The sequence below is a fragment of the Pseudomonadales bacterium genome (assembly GCA_024234435.1).
Taxonomy (GTDB): Bacteria; Pseudomonadota; Gammaproteobacteria; order Pseudomonadales; family Porticoccaceae; genus JACKOF01.
Map to the genome: position 1 here is coordinate 429,313 of JACKOF010000001.1, position 21,905 is coordinate 451,217.

The following is a 21,905-nucleotide window of genomic DNA, read 5'->3' on the forward strand; positions in this document are numbered from 1 at the left end:
GAATATGTACATGAAAAAAACGATATTGGCAGTTACTGTTACATCAGCGTTGGTCAGTCATTTGGCTGGAGCATCAGTTCGATCAGATTGTCAGGATGCAACCTGTGTAGCGGAAAGTGCGAAGAAACCGGGTCCGATGACTGAAATACTGATTACTGGTACCCGGACGCCGAAGCCTTTGCTTTATTGTCCGCATGCGGCATCACTGATTACTTCGGAGGAAATAAGGTGGAAAGCTGCTGAGTCTCTGGCTGAAGTGCTTCGCGATGTGCCGGGCTTAACCATCACCGATGCCGGGCAAGCCGGTATGAAGCGAATTCGCATTCGCGGTGAAGATTCCTATAGAGTGGCCGTGTTGATTGACGGTCAGGAAATAACTGATCACCGGGGTGAGGGGGTACCGCTGACGCTGGACCCTTCCATGGTGGAAAAAGTGGAAGTGATCAAGGGTGCCGGGTCTGTGCTTTATGGGCCAAAGGCCATGGGTGGTGTAGTCAACTTTATCACTCGCAAAGGAGGAGAAAGACCTTTTCAGGTAACGGCCTCTACCGGCTGGGACTCTGCTACCGAGGGAGAGCAGTACTTTCTCAGTGGTTATGGTTCCTGGTCCGGTTTTGATTACCGGGTTTCCTTTGCCAAGGATCAGCAGGGTGATCGGGATACGCCGGAAGGAGAAATAGAGAATACTTCTTCAGCCAGTGACAGCCGCTCTGTTTATCTGGCAAAACACTGGGCAGGCAGCGAGAGAAGCCGCCATGAACTGGCGTTGATCTGGGATGATCACGACGCCTATTCGGAAGTTTTTGTGGAAGACGAGGTGCGATTTGCCTTTCCCTTTAACGAATTTGCGATGAAGATTCCACAACGTGACCGGGAAAAGGTCGGCGTTTTTTATACCTGGGACAACCCGTCTGATATTGTGGAAAAGGTGCAGGTGAATGGTTATCGACAGGTGAGTGATCGTGAGTTTGAAACCTATTGGTCTCAGGTGTTTGGCACTGAAAAGGAAACGTTTTCCCAGTCTGAACTGGTGACGGTTGGCGGATTGGCGCAAATAGACTTTCACCCTGCCGAAGGCCACTATTTGATTGCAGGCATTCAATATACGGATGATCAGGTGAAGCAGGACAGGCAGGAGTATTTGCATCTCAATCCATTTTTGACTCTGGCCACTGAAATATATGATGAAGCAACACTGGAAACCCGTGCGCTGTTTGTTCAGGATGAATGGCAACTGACGGATCGGCTGGCTTTGACTGCGGGCATTCGCCAATACTGGGTGGATGCCGAGCTGGAAGAAAGTACGCGTCCGGGACTGATTACGCCGCCCAAAGATGACAATGAGCTGATTACCTCGCTGGCCGCTACCTGGGAGTTGAGTGAGGGTTCGGTGCTGCGGGCAAGTTTTTCAGAAGGTTACATTTATCCGTCTTTATTGCAGTTGGCCATAGGTGGGGTGGCGCGGACTTTTGTCAATCCTGATCCGGCACTTGAGCCTGAAAAATCAGATACTTTCGAGCTGGGCTGGCGCTATAACAATGACAAGTTACAGTTTGATCTGACGGCATTTCAGACAGATGCAAAAAATTATATCGATCACGTGGCCTGTGACGCTTCCCCCACATGTATTGGTGGTACAACAAGAACACCTGCGGAAATCTATGTAAACATTGGCGAGGCGACAACGGTTGGCCTTGAATCCGCTGTTGAATATCGTCTCAGTGATGCGACAACTTTATACACGGCGTTAACCTGGTCAAAACGGGAAAACCGGTTTGATACTTTCGATACCGATGATTCCGGTTTACCGAGACTCAGTGGTATTGCCGGGATCAAATATGGAGGGCACCTGCACGGCGTTGGCAACTACTGGCTGGATGCCTATGCCCGTGGTGAAAGCAGTTCGGATGAAGAGTCCGAGCTGAATGTGGTTGATAAAAATGCTGGGTGGGTAACGGCCAACCTCTCAGCCGGTATCGAGTTTGGTCAAGATAACCATTTCCGTCTGGTCATGGAAATGAAAAACCTTTTCGATATTACCTATTCATCGGCGTCTGAAAATCTGCTTGCCCCAGGGCGCAGTATGCATGCAAACTTTGTAGTGGATTTTTAGTTCTGGCTGTGTATTTTAAGAAACGTTGCCAACGGGTGTGCGAGCAGTTGGTGTATGGGACGTAACCGGATTTTCTGAGGAGATATCAATGCAACCGCTACCTCATTTTTACCTGGTGGAGGCGAATGCATCTGCGACGGGCGCCTTGTCTGTGGCAGCCGATGGGCTTGCTGATATCGAAGTATCGCCACCTGTTCAGTATGGCGGCAGCGGAGATGACTGGTCACCGGAATCTCTGCTGATGGCCTCGGTAGCGAGTTGCCTGATATTGTCTTTCAGAGCTGTTGCCAGTGCGTCGAAATTTCCCTGGCTATCCATTGAATGCGAAGCGCAGGGTAAGCTGGATAAAGTCGGTAATGTCACCAGCTTTACCGATATCACCACAACGGTTGCGCTCACCATATCAGCTGATTCCGATGCTGAAAGGGCAGGCAAGTTGCTCGAGAAGGCCGAGCAGATTTGCCTGATCAATAATTCACTGTCGGCGGAAAAGCACTTTGAATACAGTATTGTGAGTAAGAACGGTACTGAGTAGCCGCCAGCACTTCCCCCCTCTTGTATAGATATTGCTAGTCGTTGGCTTTGACTGAAGCACGGGTATCTGCCTTACCCCATTCACACGTATAATTCCGTATGCTTTGCGGTGTTGTAGCCGTGTTTTTTACAGGGAATGGGTATGGAGCGACAGCTTTCGCCATCACAATTGCGTCAACGCATTCGAGCGGGTAGCTACCGGGGGCATACGTCGGGGCTGGCTGCGGGTTATGTGCAATGTAATTTGGTTATCCTGCCGGTTGCCTGGGCTGCAGACTTCCGGCAGTTTTGCAATTTGAATCCGAAACCCTGTCCTCTGGTGAGTGTCGGCAACCCCGGAGACTGGCGCATGCAGGATGTGGGTGAGGGTATCGATATTCGCACTGATGTGCCGATGTACCGGATCTTCAGGGAAGGTTTGCTGGTTGATGAGGTCAATGATATTAACCGGTACTGGTCAGATGATCTGGTGGTCTTTTTACTGGGGTGCTCGTTTTCCTTTGAAGAAGCACTTCTCGGTGCCGGTCTGGAGATTCGCAACATCAGTGAGGCTGTCAACGTTCCGATGTATCGCACGGATATCCCCTGTCAGGCAGCGGGACCTTTTCAGGGAAATATGGTGGTGAGTATGCGGCCATTTAAACCCGAGGATGTGAGTCGTGCTGTTGCAATATCACGCCAGTTTCCGGATGTTCATGGGGAGCCAGTGCATATCGGCGACCCCTCGCTTATTGGTATTGGAAACCTTAGCAGCCCTGATTTTGGCGATGCAGTGACGGTGTACAGCGGTGAGATTCCGGTATTCTGGGCCTGCGGCGTTACGCCTCAAGTCGTGCTGGAGCAGGCAAAGCCGCCCCTGTGTATTACCCATAGCCCGGGTGCCATGCTGGTGACAGACCTGGAAAATGGTTAACGCCGCATTTTTTTGTCTAAGGTATAAAGCAACGTAATGAAACCGAACAGAATACGCTGACGATCAATGACCATGAAACTCAAACTCAATTGCGATCTTGGTGAAAATGCAGCGCTTGATGGCCATGCGGTTGATGAGGTGGTGATGCCACACATTGATCAGGCTAATATTGCCTGTGGTTTCCATGCCGGTGGTCCCGCCGTCATGCGTCATACACTCGCACTGGCGGCACAGTATGACGTGCAGATAGGGGCGCATCCGGGCTACCCTGACCCGGAAGGGTTCGGGCGCCGCTCCATGGCCTGTTCCACGGCAGAGATCGTTGCCTTTATGCATTACCAGATGGCCGCTCTGGAGGGTATGGCACGGTCTCAGGGACTCGAGCTTGAATATGTGAAACCCCATGGCGCCCTCTACAACGATATGATGGCCAAACTCAATGTCCGTGAGGCTGTGTTTGAGGCTATCGCCAGTTACCACAAGCCATTACCGCTGATGATCCAGTCCACAATGGCTGCGGACGAGCATCGCCATGAAGCGCAAAAGCACGGTATTACATTATGGCTGGAGGCGTTTGCCGACCGCTGCTATGACGATGATGGCACACTGTTGGCTCGTGACAGACCGGAAGCAGTTCATACTCGTGAAAAAATGCTGGCTCAGGTTGAACAGTTGAAGTCGGAGGCAACAATTACCACGCTGAACGGACATGTTTTGGCTCTGGATGTGGATAGTCTTTGTGTGCACGGCGACAACGCTGAAAGTGTTGCGGTGATTCAGTTGATCAGGGAGCTGATGGCGCGTGAAGATTGAGGTGGCGGGTGAAAACGCCCTGATTGTCTACCTCTCGGCAGGGGGTGAAGAGAGAGGCGATTTATCTGAGTTTAGCCCCCGAACATTAGCAAAGATACAGCAGTTGGCCAGGCAGCTCGATCAGAGTATGGGTCCATTGCTTGTGGATTTGGTCCCTTCCTATGCTTCTTTGCTGGTGTTGTTTGATGCCAGCAAGACCGATCACCAATCGGTTGAAAAAATGGTGCGCGATGATTTTTCAAGGTTGTCGTCAGAACAGGATTCATCCGGCAAACTGGTGGAGCTGCCCGTATTCTATGGTTGCGCCGGGGGTAGCGAAGCGGGTCCGGATCTTGGCAGAGTAGCGGCGCGGGCCAAGCTGACTCCGGGTCAAGTGGTCGATATTCACAAAAGCCGCGAGTATCGGGTTTATGCCATTGGCTTTGCCCCGGGATTTGCCTATCTTGGTGAATTGGATGAGCGCATTGCTACCCCACGTCTGGAAACGCCCCGCTTGCAGGTGCCTGCGGGAGCGGTAGCGATTGCAGACCGCCAGACGGCAGTTTATCCGGCCACTTCTCCAGGGGGGTGGAACCTGATCGGCTTGTGTCCTGTGCCAATGTTTCATCCAGAGGCATTGAGCAGAGAGGGGCTGTCGGCGATGCCGGTTGCTGTTGGGGATCGAGTGCGCTTCCGGGCAATTGATAAAGCCGAATTTCTGCATCTCGGTGGTACTCTGCCTGGATCGACGGTTGTCTAACGGAAGCGGAGTTCTTTGATGAGTGGTTTAAAAGTACTGCGCCCCGGTATTCTCTGCCTGATTCAGGATCAGGGTCGGTTTGGGCAACACCGGTTCGGCCTGACCAACGGCGGACCTCTTGATATGACAGCGTTTAATTGGGCCAACCGGTTGTGTGAAAACGAACCGGGAACAACGGCTTTGGAGTTGTCGGTTGGTGGTCTGGTTTTGGAGGCGCAGCAGTCGGTCAGATTCGCCATTACTGGCGCTGCAGCGCCACTTAAAGTTAATGGCGAGAGGCGGGAACAGTGGCGAAGCCACCGGCTTCAGAAAGGTGATGTGATTGAAGTCGGGTATGCCTCTGTCGGGCTTCGGCTTTACCTGGCGGTGACGGGTGGTTTTCAGGTGGCCCCGCGGCTCGGAAGTACTGCAACAGTTGTGCGAGAGGGCATCGGTGGTTTGAATGGACAGGCATTAAAGGCGAATGACTGCCTTGATTGCCCGGAATTTTCGTCAGGTCGCAACTGGTTTCTGGCGGCAGCGCAGCAACCGGCCTACAGTATGACGGCAACCCTGCGAATGTTGCCCGGCTACCAGCATCGCTATTTCCCAGCCTCCCAGCAGCAAATCTTCTTTGCTGCCAGTTATGCGGTCAGCAACCACTGCGATCGTATGGGCTATCGGCTGGAAGGCCCGGCAATCAAGGCCGATATTGAGGGTATTTTGTCGGAAGGTATTTGCCATGGCGCCGTTCAGATTCCGGCAGATGGTCAACCCATTGTGCTGCTTAATGATCGGCAAACCATTGGTGGGTATCCGAAGATTGGTTCTGTTATCAGGTTGGATACGGACAGGCTTGCCCAAATGCGACCAGGTGGCACAGTCAGCTTTGAGTCGGTGAGTCTGGAGCAATGCCGTGTACTGAATGCAGAAGCACATAATCGCTTTAATGCCACTGAGCCACGGCCATGCCTGTAAATATTGCTATCAATGAGGCTGAAACACTCAGCGACCAGATAGAACGTTTGCTTGTCAGTCGCAACCTGCGGGGAATGGCAACAGTCCGCCCGGCCTTGCGATCCGGTTATTGTCTTCGGGCGGCCGAGCTGTTGGATAATTGCTGCGGCACGGTGATGATCGGCACTGGATTCCCGGTAAAGGATACATTCGAAACCGACGGCCCCGTGGGCGCCATCGCCCTTTATCGGGCATTGGCTGCGATTGGCAAGGAGCCAGTGCTGGCTTGCGCTACGCCGCTGGCGAGTGTGCTCGAGAATGACTTTCGTGTGGTACCGATTGCGGTGGGGGCGTCAACCCGTGACCGGCAGCAGGAAGCGGGTAAGTTACTGGAGCGTTATTGCCCTGCTGTGGTGATTTCGATTGAACAACCGGGGCAAGCGGTGGATGGAGGCTATTATAATATGCGGGGCGAATCGATTGCTCATTATAGCCACTGTTACGATGTTTTGATTGGCATGGCTCGCTGCCCCACGATTGCGATTGGCGATGGCGGAAATGAAGTTGGCATGGGGAACATACGGGAAGCACTTATGCAACTGGATATTATTCCCGCCGTTTCAACCTGCGACGAATTGGTGGTGGCGGATGTATCCAATTGGGGCTGCCATGCATTGGTGGTACTGTTAGGCTGGTTACGGGAGATTGATCTGCTGGCAGATTTCGATAACCGGGCCGAGTTACAATACCTGTCTGATCGTGGCAGTGTTGATGGCATTAGCGGGCAAAACACTTTGACTGAAGACGGTCTTCTGGCCGAAGATGGCGCGGATATGATATTTCAGCTGCGGCGGTTAACCGGTTTTGCCGGTTAGCGGTTCAGCAAAACACAAAGGGTACGAATGAGCACAGTTTTTCTGAACGGTAAGTATTTACCAATGAGCGAAGCGAAAATTTCGCCGATGGATCGGGGTTTTCTATTTGGTGATGGCATCTATGAGGTGATACCTTCCTACAATGGTCGGATAGTCGGGCTTAAACCGCATCTGGAGCGGATGACAAAGGGCTTGTCCGATGTGTCGATCGATTGTGAGATTGATCATCAGCAATGGCAGCAGATCTGCGAACAGTTAATTGCTCGAAATGGTGCGGGTAATCTGGGTATTTATCTACATGTGAGCCGTGGTGCAGACAGTCGGCGTTTCCACGCTTTTCCTGAGGGGGTGAAACCCACGGTATTTGCCTATACCTTTGAAATCGCACCAGAGCCTTTAGCAGATAAAAGCAAAACAAAGCGATACCGTGTGTGCACAACGCAGGATATGCGCTGGGAACACTGCGATATCAAGTCCACAGCGCTGCTTGGCAATGTACTGCACTTCCAGCAGGGGTTTGCACAAGGTTACGACGAGACCCTGCTGTTCAATAATCGCAATGAGCTGACTGAAGCCAGCGCCTGCAATGTCTTTGTGGTCAAAAATGGTGTGGTAGCAACGCCTCCCCTGGACAGTCAAATTTTGCCGGGTGTTACGCGGCAGATTCTGGTGGATATTCTGCGCAAGGACGGCTCAATTCCCGTGGAAGAACGGGTGGTTTCCATGCAGGAACTACGAGAGGCGGATGAGGTGTGGCTGACCAGCTCATCAAAGGAAATTGTACCCGTGATTGAGATTGACGGTGTGCCGGTAGGTGAAGGCGAGGTGGGCGATGTTTGGCTGTCGGCGCAATCATTATTCAGCGCACGAAAATATCATTATTGACTGTTTTTCGATTCGTCCTTCGGGATTGTCTGTGCTGTTAAGGAGCTTGAATGGCCCGTCCTGCAAAAGCGCTAATTAATCTGGCTGCGTTGCAACATAATTACCGCATTGCCTGCGAATTGTCCGGTACCGGGAAGGCGATGCCGATCATTAAGGCAAATGCCTATGGTCACGGTGCTATCGAAGTCGCGCGTGCACTTGAGCCGCTTGCGTCGGCTTTTGGTGTTGCCTGCATTGAAGAAGCGATGGAGTTGCGTGAAGCAGGCATAAATATTCCTGTGCTACTGCTACAAGGTGCCTTTTCTGCCGAGGAAGTTGAGTTGTCGGCGCAGCAGAATTTCTGGTTGATGGTCGCCAGTCAAGAACAGGCAGGCGTTATTTTAGAGGCAGCATTAGATACCGCTATTAAAGTTTGGTTAAAAGTTGATAGCGGTATGAACCGGTTGGGGGTTTCACCAAATCAACTGCAAACTATTTATCCTCGGTTAGTCGATAGCGCCAATGTGCAGTCGGATATCGTGGTAGCTACGCATTTCGCCTGCGCGGATGAACTTGATAATGATCTTACCCGTAAACAGATGGCACTTTTCAATACGGTGACTGATGGGTTACCCGTATCTCGAAGCCTTGCCAATTCTGCAGGAATGTTGGCGTGGCCAGAATCGAGAGCTGAATGGAATCGACCCGGGTATATGTTATTCGGTAACTCTCCGATATCTGAGTCTTCGGAAGGCGCGGCGCAAGCTGATCTAAAACCGGTAATGACTTTACAGTCCGCTGTAATTGCATTGCGTGATGTCGCTCGTGGAGCATCAGTTGGTTATGGCGGGAGCTGGTGCGCGCCGCGGGATTCTCGTATAGCCACGGTAACCATTGGTTATGGCGATGGTTATCCCAGGCATGCTCCCAGTGGCACGCCGGTGCTGATTAATGGGCAGCGCGCTGCTCTGGTCGGCAGGGTATCGATGGATATGATCACGGTTGATGTCACGGATTTGCCTGGTGTGCAGATTGGTGATGAAGTGATTCTCTGGGGAGAACAGCTATCCGTGAATGAGGTTGCTCACTGTGCGGGTACTATCGGTTATGAGTTGTTGACGCGGATGCCTGAGCGGATTCCTCGAATTTATAGGGGGCAGTAGTGGCTTGCGGATGAAACCTCCGGGTCCAGATATTGCAACCCGGAGGTCAGTCAGATTTTGACTGTTTAGAAGCTAAAGCCTACCCAAACCCAAAGCTTGTCAGTATCTACTTTACCCGTTGCTGTATCACCCGCATCGTAGGCGGCATATTTGATGCCTGCTGAGTAGTGCTTGCCGAATTTTTTCGCGTAGGAGATGTTGATCTCATCACCGAAGTCATCAATAGTTGCGGTGTCTTCGTCGGCTTCATAATCGTGATACACAACTGCCCATGCGCCACCAGCCAGTTTTCCGCTGACAGAAACGTAGGCATCTTTCAGGCCCTGGGCTGGGGTAGCCAGAAACTGATCAGCCCAGCCGTTAAATTTATGCAGCGTGGCCAGCGGTGTGGCAAAACCACCCATTCCGTCATCTGAACCCAGCACTTCGTAACCCAGTTTTGCGGTGATACCACTGACAGCTACGCCTGCCTCGACCAGCATATAGTCGGTATCAATATCGGTCGTTTCATTTTCCTGTGTAGCGTACTCAATGCTATACAAAAGTTTAGTACCTTCCGAGATATCAGCAGCACCGGTCAGGCTGGCGCCATAGGTATCCAGTTCTACATCAGCATCCTCATCTTCCAGCAAGTAGCTGTAGCCCACCAATTTACCAATAGCTGTATCGTAGGAAACATTAAACAGGTGATCTTTTGAATCAATGTCACGATCTTCTGCAAAAATCCGGTTGCGTTCATCAATGAATCCGTAATTTATCGTGAGTCCTTTGGCTGGTGTTGCTTGCAGGGTGAAGCCATCGAATGTCTGACGGTCCTGACGCCATCCTACGTGACCAACAAAGCGGTGGCCGTCGTAAGTGATAACCTGGCGCCCAGCCTTCAGCGTTAATGAATCTGTTTTGTACTGGATATAGCCCTGATCCAGCTCAGTGGTTTCAGGGTCTGCAATAACAGAGTAAGTACCGTTATTGTTGAGACCTGCCGCATTGAAATCCTCAACACCGGCAACAACGCGGCTGTCTTCTACTTCAATGGTAGCGGACAAACCGTTAAAGGTGCCTGTTGTATAACCGATACGGGAGCGGAGGGTAAGACCATCGGCGTCTTTCAGCGCATTATCCTGATCGACAGCCTCGTAGCGGAGGCGAAAGTCACCGTAGGCCTTGCCACTGGTAAGAGCTTCGGTAAATTCGTCAGCAATTGACAGTGATGTGAACCCGGTTGCGGCAGATACCACGGCAACACTCAACAAGCTCTTTTGGAATTTTTTCATTAATGACTACTCCTGAAGATAAATTTAAAAAGCGACCAAGATGGTCGAAAGTTGAATAGAACTTCCTTAAGCTGCCGCTGTTTTTTTGTCACCGGCGTTCTTTTTGGAAGAGGTGGTTTTTCGTGAGATGGTTTCGACTTTGCGCTGTTTCTCGTAAAGGAATGTCAGCACGGCGGAGCGCAAACGCATGTATTCAAGGTCTGATGCCAGTGAGACGCGATCCCTTGGACGCTCCAGCTCTACGGGCAGTATTTCTCCGATAGTAGCGGCAGGGCCGTTAGTCATCATCACGATGCGATCGGATAACAAAACGGCTTCATCAACATCGTGGGTAATCATAATCACGGTATTGTTTAAGTCGTTCTGAATTTCCATCAGCGAATCCTGCATATGGGCGCGTGTCAGTGCGTCCAGGGCGCCAAAGGGTTCATCCATCAGCAGTACGTCGGGTTGCATGGCCAGTGCCCGTGCAATACCGACACGCTGTTTCATGCCGCCGGAAATTTCATCGGGGCGTTTGTCCATAGCATGATCCATATGTACAAGTTTCAGGTTATGTTCAATCCACTCACGGGTTTCGGCTTTACTTTTTGACTTGCCAAATACCTGTTTAACAGCCAGCTCAACATTTTCGTAGGCCGACAACCAGGGCAACAGTGAATGATTCTGAAATACCACAGCGCGTTCCGGGCCCGGCTCGGAGACTTCCTTGCCGTTAAGAACTACCCCTCCACGGGATGCCTGATATAACCCTGCTACGATATTCAGCACGGTTGATTTGCCGCAGCCGGAGTGCCCGATCAAAGAGACAAACTCGCCTTTTTCAATCTTCAGGTCGACTTCTTTTAAAGCGGTAAACGGACCTTTGGGTGTATCAAACACCATATCTACGTGAGTGATGTCGAGAAATGTACTCATATTAATCTCCAGAAAACTAATTGCTGGCGGTTGTTGCAGGCTAGCGTGAAGCGCTGGCTTTGTCCCAGGAGACAATGCGCTGCATCTCCAGCATGCCGCGATCCAGCAGGAAACCGATGAAACCGATAACGACTACGGCAGCCATGATTCGACTCAGTGAGTCGGAACTGCCGTTTTGGAATTCATCCCAGACAAATTTTCCCAGCCCCGGATTTTGTGCCAGCATTTCTGCGGCAATCAATACCATCCACGCAATGCCCAGAGACATCCGCATGCCGGTGAAAATCATCGGGATAGAGGCGGGTAATACAATTTTTTGTACATGGCGCAGTGCGGGTAGGCGCAATACCCTGCTGACATTCACCAGATCACTGTCAATAGACGCAACGCCGACAGACGTGTTAATGACCATTGGCCAGATACAGCACAGAGTTACGGTAATCATCGAGTTCAGAAATGACTTTGGTATGATCGGGTCCGGTGTCGCATATAAGGCGCTAACGACCATGGTGACCAAAGGCAGCCATGCCAGAGGTGAAACCGGTTTGAATATCTGAATGATCGGATTCACCGCTGTATTCAGTGTCTTGCTGAGGCCTATGGCAATCCCCAGCGGAATGGCAAATACGGCAGCAGTGAAAAAGCCACTCATCACCGTGACCAGACTGGTGATGATCTGGTCAAGAAACGTTTCCTTGCCGGTATAGGCCCGAATTTTTGGTTCGAAGTTCGGGTCAACCGCCAGACGTTTGGCATTACGTGCCTCCTGTCTTTCGTAGAAAGCTTTTTCTTTTCCCCGTTCGGTGACATGTTCGTCATAGAGCGCGCCGAACTGCTCCCAGACCGCTGCAGGGCCCGGGAACTTACCGAGGGAGGTGTCAATGCTCTGTGCGGCACCACCCCACACCATCAAAAATACTGCGATACCGAGGAGCGGAATGCCCACAGTTTTGAGCGCATGCGATATAAAGCTTTTCATCATCTCTGACATAGCTGCCTTGTTTTCAAACTTGTTGGCGAAGGATACGGAGGTAATCATGGTGAATTTCCTGTAAAACCCTGGTGTTCATACGATGCCGGGAGGAAGACAAGCTTAGAGCTTGTCTCCACTTTTCAGGCCGATCGCAAATTTATCGATATAGGCATTAGGCTTGGTGCCGTCGTATACGATGTTGTCGATAAAGTGTGTCTGGGGGTCGCGAAAGCCATCTTCGCTGGTGAAGTCTGGGAAGTCCTTGGCATCAGCCAGACCTTCGTCGATCAGTGATTGAGCAGCTTTCGAGTAAATGTCCGGGCGGTAGACTTTAGCGGCCATTTCCTTGTACCAGTCATCGCTCTTGTCTTCAGCAATCTGACCCCAGCGTCGCATTTGAGTGAGGTACCAGATGGCGTCTGAGTAGTAAGGGTAGGTGGCGTTGTAACGGAAGAATACGTTGAAATCAGGCACATCGCGTTTGTCGCCTTTTTCATATTCGAAGGTGCCGGTCATGCTGTTAGCAATGACGTCGTAATCTGCGCCAACATAGTTGGATTGGGACAGAATTTTTACAGCGGCAGGGCGGTTAGCGTTGTTGTTTTCATCCAGCCACATGGCGGCTCTGATGAGCGCACGAGTCAGGCGAAGTGTCGTATTGGGGTATTTCTCGGCAAACTCTTTGGTGATGCCGAAAACTTTCTCCGGGTTGTCTTTCCAGATTTCATAGTCAGTAATCACCGGCACACCAATGCCTTTGAATACTGCTTGCTGGTTCCAGGGTTCTCCCACGCAGTAGCCGTAAATAGTACCGGCTTCAAGTGTGGCTGGCATTTGCGGAGGCGGTGTTACGGAAAGCAATGCATCGGCATCAATCTGGCCAGAGATATCCCCTTTGTGCGGCGCGTAATAGCCGGGGTGGATGCCTCCAGCGGCCAGCCAGTAACGCAGTTCATAGTTGTGAGTGGAAACCGGGAATACCATACCCATGTTGAAAGGTTTGCCTTCGGCCTTGTATTTTTCAACCACTGGTTTTAGTGCATCGGCCTTGATGGGGTGCACCGGACGGCCATCCGCCATTTTGGGAATATTTGGCTTCATTTGTTCCCAGATCTCATTGGAAACAGTAATACCGTTGCCGTTCAGATCCATAGAGAATGGGGTGATGATGTCAGCCTTGGTACCAAATCCCATCGTGGCAGCAATAGGTTGCCCTGCCAGCATATGCGCGCCATCAAGGGTGCCATCAATCACGCCGTTCAGCAGTACTTTCCAGTTGGCCTGTGCTTCGATAGTGACATACAGACCTTCGTCTTCGAAATAGCCATTTTCATAGGCAATGGCAATGGGGGCCATATCTGTCAGTTTGATAAAGCCGAACTTCAGCTCTTCTTTTTCTGGCCAGCCGATGTTTGCGGCATTTGCAGAACCGAGCGACAGGAAGGTCAAGGTGGCAACACACCAAGAGGCTATCTTTTTTATTGCAAAGGGGGACATAAAAAACTCCATGGCAGATTAAAAAAATGATCTGACCTGATAATTCAATATGCGTGCCAAGTGCCGGATTCGTCGCTGATAATGGGTTCTTTTTTTATCTTTATCATAAGGTTACAGATATTTCATTTTCTCTCTAAAAAAGAGAAAGTGGTTCGTGTTGGTTGCTGATGAGAATTTTTTTTGCACCGTAACGGAATTTTTTCGCACAAAAAAATCGCATTTAAGGCGCACCATTCTTGATTGCATGCACCACAACGTTGTACCGCTATGGTGCAGCCAGGTGATGATTGGTAAAAACTATCAGGAAAATTTTATAAATAAATTCTGATTTTATAAAAGCAGAGCGTGGATGTGTGAAAGATATCTCCGGGTAGGGAGGATGTCACAGTGGTTAATGTTGTTTGAGCAATTTGTGAATATGTTTGCGAATTTTTTCCGGTGTATCTATAGACCCGTAACGCCGTATAACGTTTCCATTTCGGTCGACTAAAAATTTGGTGAAATTCCACTTTACAGGTTCACTACCCAATAAACCCTTTGCTTCTTTTTTGAGGTATTTGTAGAGCGGGTGAGCATTAACACCGTTTACTTCTATCTTGGCGAAGAGGGTGAAATTGACACCGTAATTCAGCTCACAAAAATTTTGAATATTCTGATTGTTTGCTTTCTCCTGAGCGCCAAACTGATTGCAGGGAAACCCGAGAATTTCAAAGCCCTGATCGCGGAATTCGTCATACAGTTTTTGAAGACCTTTGTACTGTGGCGTAAATCCACATTGGCTGGCTGTGTTCACAATCAGCAGTACCTTGCCTTGATAATCAGCGAGAGACTGCTGCTCTCCACTGATTGTTGTGCAGTCAAACCCGTAAATTGCCTCAGACATATAATCACCAGTTTTTCATGGCCCCACCTTGTTGGTGCCACATCAGTTTGTTCTATCATAACCGGAATAACCGTTTAAGTTGCTTCCATCTGCGTTCATCTACTTAGCGTAATAAGCCCATGGTGCGGGTGAGCTGGCTTAGTCGAGCCTCCACATTGCTTTCTCGCCAGTAGAGTTCCGTGGCCTTGACTAGGATGGTTTTGTCCGGGAAGCGTTCGCGCATGGCCTTTTCAAACAGCTCGCCGTAGAGTGCCGTCTTTTCGCGGTGCTGGCGGCGCTTGGATTTTTTTACAGTAATGCCCAGGGATTGAAGCTGTCCTGTCAGGTCGACAACGTGAATCTCAATGCGATCGTCAAAGTGCTGGGCAATGGCGTAGTCTACCCGGCGGCGAGGTGTTATCTGGTATTCCACGAATACCTCGGTTTTGCCATCAGCCGAAACAAAGTGCTGATCCTTGCGCAGCATGCGGGCCTTGCGCTGTTTAACCAGACTGCGCCAATGAGCGGCCTCATTCATCGCTTTCAGCCAGTGCTCCATGGCGCCGATGCGAACGGCCAGCCTGCCACGTGCTGAGTTAGCTAACTCGGGGGTGCGATGGATAATCTCTTCAAGCTCATCTAACGCTCTTGCCAGATTGCGGCCAGATCTTGAATTGGCAACCCGATTCATGGTGTAGCGCAATCGCTGCCGCAGGTCTGATGGAATATCCTTGTTTTCCCAGGCAGCCTGTATCAGCAATGCGTTGAGCCGATCATCCATTTGGGCCGCTTCATCGGCTGTCATGTTGTGTTGCTGCTCACGCATGCGGCGGCGGAAGCGGTCATTGTCGTAAGCGTCGTGCATATGCATGTCATCAAGTCCGGCATTGCGCGCTTCTTTTATGCGCTGACGAGCCCTGCGGGTATGTTTTCTGCGCTGCACCATTTCCCAGGCATCATTCAGCCAACGCGGTGTCGCAACTCTGAAACTGGCGATGTCCAGGCCCAGTAGCAGGCGGTCCACAGCGTCCTGATTGGTGCCATCCCAGGTTTCACCGCTGACGATGATCCAGGCCATTTCAAAGGGCATGGCCACAATCTGATCCATTGTGGCGCTTAGCTGGTCGATAGTGGGAATTCGGGATAGCAGCACATTGCGGCCAGCCTCCCAATTAATGGATTGCACAGCCCTGATGGATGCCCGAACCAGTTGTTGTTGCTCGTGGGCGTTGCGCACGGGCACGCGTACTCTTTCCGGGCTGTCCCGACCAAGCCCGTTGTAAAGTGAAGCTGTCATATCACTTTCGTGTTGGTAGGCGCTCTCTCTTAACAGCTCGGCGTAGGCGTTGGCGGCAAAAAACTGTACCCGGTTATTGATCTTGCCATCGTTACCTTTTGGGTCGTTCAGCAGCGCAAAAGCCCTGTCAATATAGCCCAGTTTCTGGCGAATCAACTGTAGCTGATCCGACGGTGCCTGGCGTGCGGGTTGGCGGAAGTAGTCCAGGTTTTCATAAGCTGTTTTTAGGTAAGAACGCAGTTTTGATTCGTTGGCTTGTGTGGAGGAGAGATACACATTCAGGTATTGAACATTGAGTGTTGGTTGGTCTATTTTGGCCATTACCCTGATTCCTTCAGCGCGACGGGGCAATTTCAGGTGGCAGTTTCGAGGGGTTGGTCCAAAGGTGATGGTCAGATCCGGGTTTGAATCGTAGATGCCGGGGCGAGACGGGTTTCGGGGAATAACGCAGAGAGTCTCGTCGTATGGATGGGCATCCGGGTAGGGTAACGGATCGGTTTTTGTTTTTGGGTAGTGCATTTCGTGGGCGACCAGTTTTACAGTGATTTCGGATAGGCCGCTGTGGGTTAAATCGGTTACCTGAAGGGCGACAGCCTGATCCTCGCCAATATTCTCAATGGGAATGACCAGTTCCGATGCAGGCCGGTTGCCAGACATAAAACTGATCAGTGCATCTGGCCCATCCAGTAACTGGGTGAAATTGACTGCCTGATTGATTCCCAGCTCTGGTACAGTTGCCGAGATCAGCCATTCACCCTGTGGCAGGGTTGCAGGAACGTTTTCCTGGCGCATCTGGTTGATCGGCGCAAACCGGCCATTGGGTAACAAGGTAAATCTGAGTGCGGCCTCGCCTTCTGCATTGGTTTCTGTGCGGTAGTGTCGAGGTGCTATGCCGCTATTGCCGACAGTACTCGTAACTTGCCAGACAACCTCAGCATATGGCACTGGCTCGTCATTCACAGTGCTTACCCTAATGGTGGGAAAACCACGGGAATGAGGCAACCCCTGGGGGTAGTCAACACTGGCTGTGAGTTTTTGGTAGGGGTTGCCGATAACCGTTGCTTCGAAAATCTGACGATCGGGGAGTCGTGCTATTTCCGAAAATTGAAAGCGGCGATAGGGTGGTAATGTGAACCGGTCTTCGCTGACCATCGTGCAGGTGTCGGTAGCGGTGAGGCTAAATTCAGGCGCAACGGCTTCGCCAGAAATACGGTCAGGTGTTGTCAGCTTGCCTTCAAAGGCAATCCAGTCGGGTGACCGGCAGCCAATTTCTGCAGGGGAATTTTCTGCCGTATCTATCGGGCGGGTAGATACTTCAAATTTTATGTCATGACTGCTGTCGTTGAACTGAAAGCTAGTCAGTGCCAGTTGGCCGCGAGCGAAGCCGATGGCCTGATTTCCCGGCAGCACATGCACCAGTGTGCCGACCAGTTTGCCGTGGTGATCGGGACGAATATCGACAATATTCCCCCCTGGTGTCCACCATAAGCCGTAAAGAGTCTCTTCTTCCAGTGCATGACAGGATGTTGCAAAAACGGCTGCGAGAATTAATCTGGCGGTGATTTGCCGTTTTCGGTGTTTCACACATCCTCTCCGAGGGGCGCATCAATTATTCTGCTGGCCTCGGAGTTGACAGTAATGGAAAGCTCTCGCTGTTCTCCCTTGACGCGATAAGTGATGGTTTTTGTAATGGGTGTGGGCTGATAGCTAAACAGACTGTCGATATCGCTTTGTGAAAAGGGAACAGCTCTGTTGAGTTGATCGATGATCTGGGCGCCCAGTCGTTCCAGATCAACTCTGAGTTGCTGTTTTTTGTCATTGAGCGTGTTGCCGGGAGCATCGCCTTCCGTTGTGATGTGAACAGTGATTGATCCGGCGTGTAGTTGTATTCCCTCAGAAGTTGGTGTTGAGTGAACCTTAATTGTCGTTGTGCCCTGCAACTGGGCACTGGAACTTCCTGATTGCTCATAAATGTCATAGGTTTTGCCGTTGCGAACAATCGTATTCACTTTGGTATAACCCGCCGTGTCGATGGCTGTGGTGACGCCACCGAGCGCACCTGCTAATCCGCCGGAGCGCACCACTTCCACTTCTTTTCGTTCTGCCGAATCGGAAACCTGTTCCGTGTGTGAGGCGGTGACTTCAATTTCTGCGGGGGTGGTTGTCAGTTTGTAGGCGACGGTGATTTGTATTTCGGTCGGATCAGCCTGGGTGTAGGAAAAAGGTATGAGTAATAATAGTAGCAGGCCAAAGGAAAAAGCGTATGTGTTCATCAGTTTACCCCCAGTTTTCGGTTAACTACTCGTGAGCTGACTTCGACACTGATAGTGGGAGGTTTGCCACCTTCGATGGAAGCCTGTTTTGTCTGCCTGACCGTTGTGCGTTGCAGGTTTCGCAACTGTTCCTTTTTTTCGTCTGTGAGCGCCACAGAATTGCGTTCATTCGTAATGATAAAGTGATCAATGCTTGAGCTGACCCAGCGTTTATAGTCGGCCAGAATCCGGCCCTGTTGTTCCATGGTTACACTGGGGTCAAACCATGTCTGCGTCTGTTCTCTCACCGTAGGCCAGGGTGGTTTTTCCAGGTCCAACGCTACGTTGATGCTGCGGGTTACTGTGGCTTCGCCAGTGATGGTCATGAGGGACGATATACGTGCAATGACCGGGGCCTGCTTGACGAACTCATAGGTAATTTCGCCGTGTTCATTTTCCCGTTCTCGGCGTACAAATCCGGCGGCCTCCATTTGCTGGGTGACATGATTCACCCAGCCGACAATACTCCTTCCCGGGGGCACGTCCCGGCGAGGATCAACCGTGCGAACTTCATCTTCACCCTCTTTGTAGACTTTGCTGACTTCAATAGTGATAGGGTCCAGTCTGGCAACCATCGCCAGACGGGTGGATACAACCACTACGGTTTCGTTGTCGTTATGGTGATTGGCCCAGAGTGATAAAGAAGCGCAAACGCAAGTGAGAAAAATGGCTGCAGTGAAACGCAGCCGCCAGATTCTGTCCATGAGGGTTACCTGTATTTATAATTTCCGGCCTATCAAAGGCTAGCACATAAATATCGTGTTTCAAGGCCCTTGTGGGCTTAAAAGTGAGGGATGGCTTGTTACTACTCCGGAATTTTGACTGCCCGCCACTTTCAGGTTGGGATGGCGCTGGCTGAAGCTTTGATAACCCTGCAGAATTTTTTTGACCCGGGGTCGAAAGGTATTTCCCCATTGTATTGTCACTTTTTCGGATGAGTGCTGCCTCGGCATTGACGCTTGCCTGAAGTCGGTTGTTTGCTTCTTCGTTGCTAATGAAAGGGTAGATTTCCCGCCAAAATCAGTGGGAGAAGCATCACGCCGGTAATTTCAATGGTCTCATAATTCCCTCCTGTTTTGCCTATTCCGTTGGATATCACGATCTTGCTTTTCCCGAGGTGTCCGCATCAGGCGAATAACTTGCCGTATGCCGGTTGCGTTGCACTTTTGGGGTAGATACTGGTGAGATTAATATGGCCTTTGAGTATCTATAACATCAACTAATAGTCAATTAATAATTGACAGTGTGTTTAATTTAAGAATATAGTCCCCTGCCGCATCGAAGATAGAACAAATGTATCGGAAGTTTTGGTGTGCCGTTGCGCTCGAAACGAAGGGAAGCATTGGTGATGCGGATTGATAGATACATCTAAAATTACGGGGAACAAAACTATGAAAACGTTTAAGAAAAATGTTCTATGGGGTTCCATGATGATAGGGCTTGCACCGTTGGTATCACTTGATGCTACCGCAGCAGCGCTTGAAGAAATTGTGGTTACTGCTCAGAAAAGGTCCGAGAGTGCTCAGGATGTTGGTATGTCCATCAATGCGCTTTCTTCGGATACGTTAAAAGAAACGGGTATCTCAAATGCCAGTGACCTCGGTAAAGTGGTGCCGGGTTTTGTTTTTACAAAAACCCCTCGTGGTACGCCAACTTACGCTTTAAGGGGAATCGGGTTTGATGATAACTCGCTGGCTTCTGCGCCCACCGTTTCCATCTATCTGGATGAAGCGCCTATGGCGTATCCGGTCATGACCAGGCATATCGCCTTTGATCTGGCTCAGGTCGAAGTGTTGAAAGGTCCGCAAGGCATTTTGTTTGGTCAGAACTCCACCGGTGGTGCGGTTAACTTTATTGCCGAAAAACCAACCGATGAATTTGAGGCTGGCGTTGAAGCTAGTTATGGCTCTTTCGATACGTTTGAGACCAAAGGCTATGTGAGTGGTGCTCTTGCCGACAACTTTCGGGTTCGTTTGAGTGGTATGTTGATTCAATCAGACGAAGGCTGGCAGGAAAGTTATACCCGCAATGACGAGTTGGGTGAGCAGGATGTCTTTGCTGCGCGTTTTCTCGCTGAATGGGAGCCGACTGAAGACTTGAGTGTGAAATTTACTTTGCAGGGCTGGAAGGATGAATCTGACACCCAGGCAGGCCAGCTGATCGAAGCGCACCATTCGGTTGACGCAGGTGCTAACCCGCTTTACGACGCTTATCCGAGAGCAGGGAATGATGCCGAAGATGCCGACTGGGATGCGAATCCGGCGAACCCGCTTGAGCGTGATGATCAGTTTATGCAGTCTTCCATAAGGTTTGATTACAACCTTTCCGGCACCATGACGTTGACGTCAATTACCACCTATTCCGATTACGAACAGGATTTCTATCAGGATACTGATGGTGCAAACCTTCAGAATTTCACCCTGAGAAATGACGGTAGTATTGAATCCATTAGCCAGGAATTGCGTCTGAGCGGTGATATGGATGATATCAAGTGGGTAGTGGGTGTTAATTACACAGAGGATGAATCGAAAGACGATACCACCTACTTCTTTTCACAGAATTCGGTAGCGGCCTTTGGTATTGCAGAAGCGCTTTCAACAGCTGATCAGGAAGTAGAAACCAAGGCCATATTCGGTAACATTGCCTGGAGCATCGATGAGCAGTTCACGTTAAACGTGGGTATGCGCCATACGGAAGATGATCGTGAATACGAGGGCTGTACATCTGATACGGGTGACGGCACGATGGCCGCATTGTTTTCAGGCCTCTGGTTAGGTGTCGGTCCTGCTGATCCCGCCGCCATTCAGCCTGGCGGATGTACTTCAGGGCTTCTTCAGCCAGGTATGGATCCGTTGGCATTTGTGCCAGGCACCCCGGGCTTCTATGTCCCCGGGCTGATTAAGCGAGAGCTGGATGAGCGCAATACCAGCTGGCGGATTGGACTGGACTGGCAAGCAAATGACGATCTCCTGGTCTATGCCAACCTCAGTAAAGGTTACAAGTCAGGCAGTATTCCCGCTGTAAACTCCTCGACGGATGCTCAGGTTCACCCTGTGACCCAGGAATCTGTTTTGGCCTATGAGTTGGGTTTCAAGAGCACGTTGATGGATGGGGCCATGCGTCTGAATGGTGCGGCCTGGTACTACGACTATGAAAACAAACAGTTACGTGGCCGTATCTTTGACAATGTCTTTGGTTCTCTGGAGGCTTTGGTCAATGTTCCTGAATCAACCGTGAAAGGTGTTGAACTGGGAATGGACTTGTTGCCAACTGAGAATCTGACGGTGTCTTTGAATGTTTCCTATACCGAAACGGAAGTGGATAAAGGGCCAAAGTCTTCTGACAGTTTTGGACCTTTAGGTAACAATATCTCCTACGATGGCCTTTCCTTCCCTCACACGCCAGAGTTGCATATCTCTGCTCGTGCGCACTATGAAGTGCCTGTAGGAGATGCTCTGTTAGGGTTTGTTGACCTTAGTGTCGTACATCAGGACGAAACTACGGGTCTTTTTGCTGATAAGGCAGTACTTGCCAGCACTCAGATATCACCGGCAACTCGCCCAGGTGTCTTTGCAGACCCCGATATGTTCGATGTGGATGCCTATACCACTGTCGATGCCCGTATCGGTGTGAAGGCTGACGACCTGACATGGGAAGTTGCTCTTTGGGGCAAAAACCTGACAGATGAGTACTACTGGAACAATGCGACTCAGGGGCTGGATAATGTTTATCGTCTTGCCTCCAAACCAAGAACTTATGGTGTCTCATTCGCCTATAATTTCTAACCGCTAAGTAGTAAGCTCTTATAACCCCGATCAATTA

Annotated in this window: 18 protein-coding genes; 10 read left to right on the plus strand and 8 right to left on the minus strand. The window is 50.6% G+C overall.

Features of this window, described 5'->3' with window-relative positions; genetic code table 11:
* Positions 1-10 precede the first annotated feature (10 nt).
* The 9 genes from H7A02_02050 (at position 11) to alr (ending at position 8,950) form a co-directional block, all read left to right on the plus strand.
* Positions 11-2,113: a TonB-dependent receptor gene (locus H7A02_02050; protein MCP5171038.1), complete on the plus strand. Its 2,103-nt coding sequence runs from the start codon at positions 11-13 to the stop codon at positions 2,111-2,113.
* Between the two features lie 88 nt (positions 2,114-2,201).
* A complete protein-coding gene (locus H7A02_02055) occupies positions 2,202-2,648 on the plus strand; it encodes an OsmC family protein (protein ID MCP5171039.1) in 447 nt (148 codons plus the stop codon).
* A gap of 141 nt (positions 2,649-2,789) precedes the next feature.
* A complete protein-coding gene (locus H7A02_02060; protein ID MCP5171040.1) occupies positions 2,790-3,560 on the plus strand; it encodes a putative hydro-lyase in 771 nt (256 codons plus the stop codon).
* A gap of 72 nt (positions 3,561-3,632) precedes the next feature.
* Positions 3,633-4,373, plus strand: a complete 741-nt coding sequence (locus H7A02_02065) for a 5-oxoprolinase subunit PxpA (GenBank protein MCP5171041.1) — start codon at positions 3,633-3,635, stop codon at positions 4,371-4,373.
* Positions 4,363-5,112, plus strand: a complete 750-nt coding sequence (pxpB, locus tag H7A02_02070) for a 5-oxoprolinase subunit PxpB (protein MCP5171042.1) — start codon at positions 4,363-4,365, stop codon at positions 5,110-5,112. The genes H7A02_02065 and pxpB overlap by 11 nt, the downstream gene beginning before the upstream one ends.
* A gap of 18 nt (positions 5,113-5,130) precedes the next feature.
* The gene (locus tag H7A02_02075) at positions 5,131-6,069 is read left to right on the plus strand and encodes a biotin-dependent carboxyltransferase (GenBank protein MCP5171043.1); all 939 of its coding nucleotides are present in this window, start codon (positions 5,131-5,133) and stop codon (positions 6,067-6,069) included.
* Positions 6,060-6,923, plus strand: coding sequence for a DUF4392 domain-containing protein (locus H7A02_02080; protein ID MCP5171044.1), 864 nt, complete (start codon positions 6,060-6,062; stop codon positions 6,921-6,923). The genes H7A02_02075 and H7A02_02080 overlap by 10 nt, the downstream gene beginning before the upstream one ends.
* 27 nt (positions 6,924-6,950) lie before the next feature.
* Positions 6,951-7,808 (plus strand): D-amino acid aminotransferase, encoded by an 858-nt coding sequence (locus H7A02_02085; GenBank protein ID MCP5171045.1) that lies wholly within the window; start codon positions 6,951-6,953, stop codon positions 7,806-7,808.
* Positions 7,809-7,858: 50 nt separating this feature from the next.
* Positions 7,859-8,950: an alanine racemase gene (gene alr, locus H7A02_02090; protein ID MCP5171046.1), complete on the plus strand. Its 1,092-nt coding sequence runs from the start codon at positions 7,859-7,861 to the stop codon at positions 8,948-8,950.
* A 65-nt stretch (positions 8,951-9,015) separates the two neighbouring features.
* Here the strand turns inward: alr and H7A02_02095 are convergent, their stop codons facing one another.
* The 8 genes from H7A02_02095 to H7A02_02130 all read right to left on the minus strand — a co-directional run bounded on the left by H7A02_02095 (position 9,016) and on the right by H7A02_02130 (position 18,787).
* Positions 9,016-10,224: an alginate export family protein gene (locus H7A02_02095; GenBank protein MCP5171047.1), complete on the minus strand. Its 1,209-nt coding sequence runs from the start codon at positions 10,222-10,224 to the stop codon at positions 9,016-9,018.
* Positions 10,225-10,290: 66 nt separating this feature from the next.
* The gene (locus tag H7A02_02100; protein ID MCP5171048.1) at positions 10,291-11,142 is read right to left on the minus strand and encodes an ABC transporter ATP-binding protein; all 852 of its coding nucleotides are present in this window, start codon (positions 11,140-11,142) and stop codon (positions 10,291-10,293) included.
* Between the two features lie 40 nt (positions 11,143-11,182).
* Entirely contained in the window at positions 11,183-12,181 is a 999-nt protein-coding gene (locus H7A02_02105) for an ABC transporter permease (protein MCP5171049.1), read from the minus strand.
* A 54-nt stretch (positions 12,182-12,235) separates the two neighbouring features.
* Positions 12,236-13,624, minus strand: a complete 1,389-nt coding sequence (locus H7A02_02110) for an ABC transporter substrate-binding protein (GenBank protein ID MCP5171050.1) — start codon at positions 13,622-13,624, stop codon at positions 12,236-12,238.
* 379 nt (positions 13,625-14,003) lie between these two features.
* Positions 14,004-14,495 carry a glutathione peroxidase gene (locus H7A02_02115; GenBank protein ID MCP5171051.1) on the minus strand — a complete coding sequence of 164 codons (492 nt, stop codon included), beginning with the start codon at positions 14,493-14,495 and terminating at the stop codon, positions 14,004-14,006.
* 103 nt (positions 14,496-14,598) lie between these two features.
* A complete protein-coding gene (locus tag H7A02_02120) occupies positions 14,599-17,355 on the minus strand; it encodes a hypothetical protein (protein MCP5171052.1) in 2,757 nt (918 codons plus the stop codon).
* Positions 17,352-18,044, minus strand: coding sequence for a hypothetical protein (locus H7A02_02125; GenBank protein ID MCP5171053.1), 693 nt, complete (start codon positions 18,042-18,044; stop codon positions 17,352-17,354). Before H7A02_02125 ends, H7A02_02120 begins: the two co-directional genes overlap by 4 nt.
* The gene (locus H7A02_02130) at positions 18,044-18,787 is read right to left on the minus strand and encodes a hypothetical protein (GenBank protein ID MCP5171054.1); all 744 of its coding nucleotides are present in this window, start codon (positions 18,785-18,787) and stop codon (positions 18,044-18,046) included. Before H7A02_02130 ends, H7A02_02125 begins: the two co-directional genes overlap by 1 nt.
* A 687-nt stretch (positions 18,788-19,474) precedes the next feature.
* Between H7A02_02130 and H7A02_02135 the strand changes: the two genes are divergently transcribed.
* Positions 19,475-21,868 (plus strand): TonB-dependent receptor, encoded by a 2,394-nt coding sequence (locus H7A02_02135; GenBank protein ID MCP5171055.1) that lies wholly within the window; start codon positions 19,475-19,477, stop codon positions 21,866-21,868.
* Positions 21,869-21,905 lie beyond the last annotated feature (37 nt).

Excerpts from the sequence above, each read along its gene's own strand:
- H7A02_02050 (MCP5171038.1), top strand. The coding sequence starts at position 11 with ATGAAAAAAACGATATTGGCAGTTACTGTTACATCAGCGTTGGTCAGT.
- H7A02_02055 (MCP5171039.1), top strand. The coding sequence starts at position 2,202 with ATGCAACCGCTACCTCATTTTTACCTGGTGGAGGCGAATGCATCTGCG.
- H7A02_02060 (MCP5171040.1), top strand. The coding sequence starts at position 2,790 with ATGGAGCGACAGCTTTCGCCATCACAATTGCGTCAACGCATTCGAGCG.
- H7A02_02065 (MCP5171041.1), top strand. The coding sequence starts at position 3,633 with ATGAAACTCAAACTCAATTGCGATCTTGGTGAAAATGCAGCGCTTGAT.
- H7A02_02075 (MCP5171043.1), top strand. The coding sequence starts at position 5,131 with ATGAGTGGTTTAAAAGTACTGCGCCCCGGTATTCTCTGCCTGATTCAG.
- H7A02_02080 (MCP5171044.1), top strand. The coding sequence starts at position 6,060 with ATGCCTGTAAATATTGCTATCAATGAGGCTGAAACACTCAGCGACCAG.
- H7A02_02085 (MCP5171045.1), top strand. The coding sequence starts at position 6,951 with ATGAGCACAGTTTTTCTGAACGGTAAGTATTTACCAATGAGCGAAGCG.
- alr (MCP5171046.1), top strand. The coding sequence starts at position 7,859 with ATGGCCCGTCCTGCAAAAGCGCTAATTAATCTGGCTGCGTTGCAACAT.
- H7A02_02095 (MCP5171047.1), bottom strand. The coding sequence starts at position 10,224 with ATGAAAAAATTCCAAAAGAGCTTGTTGAGTGTTGCCGTGGTATCTGCC.
- H7A02_02100 (MCP5171048.1), bottom strand. The coding sequence starts at position 11,142 with ATGAGTACATTTCTCGACATCACTCACGTAGATATGGTGTTTGATACA.
- H7A02_02105 (MCP5171049.1), bottom strand. The coding sequence starts at position 12,181 with ATGATTACCTCCGTATCCTTCGCCAACAAGTTTGAAAACAAGGCAGCT.
- H7A02_02110 (MCP5171050.1), bottom strand. The coding sequence starts at position 13,624 with ATGGAGTTTTTTATGTCCCCCTTTGCAATAAAAAAGATAGCCTCTTGG.
- H7A02_02115 (MCP5171051.1), bottom strand. The coding sequence starts at position 14,495 with ATGTCTGAGGCAATTTACGGGTTTGACTGCACAACAATCAGTGGAGAG.
- H7A02_02125 (MCP5171053.1), bottom strand. The coding sequence starts at position 18,044 with ATGAACACATACGCTTTTTCCTTTGGCCTGCTACTATTATTACTCATA.
- H7A02_02130 (MCP5171054.1), bottom strand. The coding sequence starts at position 18,787 with ATGGACAGAATCTGGCGGCTGCGTTTCACTGCAGCCATTTTTCTCACT.
- H7A02_02135 (MCP5171055.1), top strand. The coding sequence starts at position 19,475 with ATGAAAACGTTTAAGAAAAATGTTCTATGGGGTTCCATGATGATAGGG.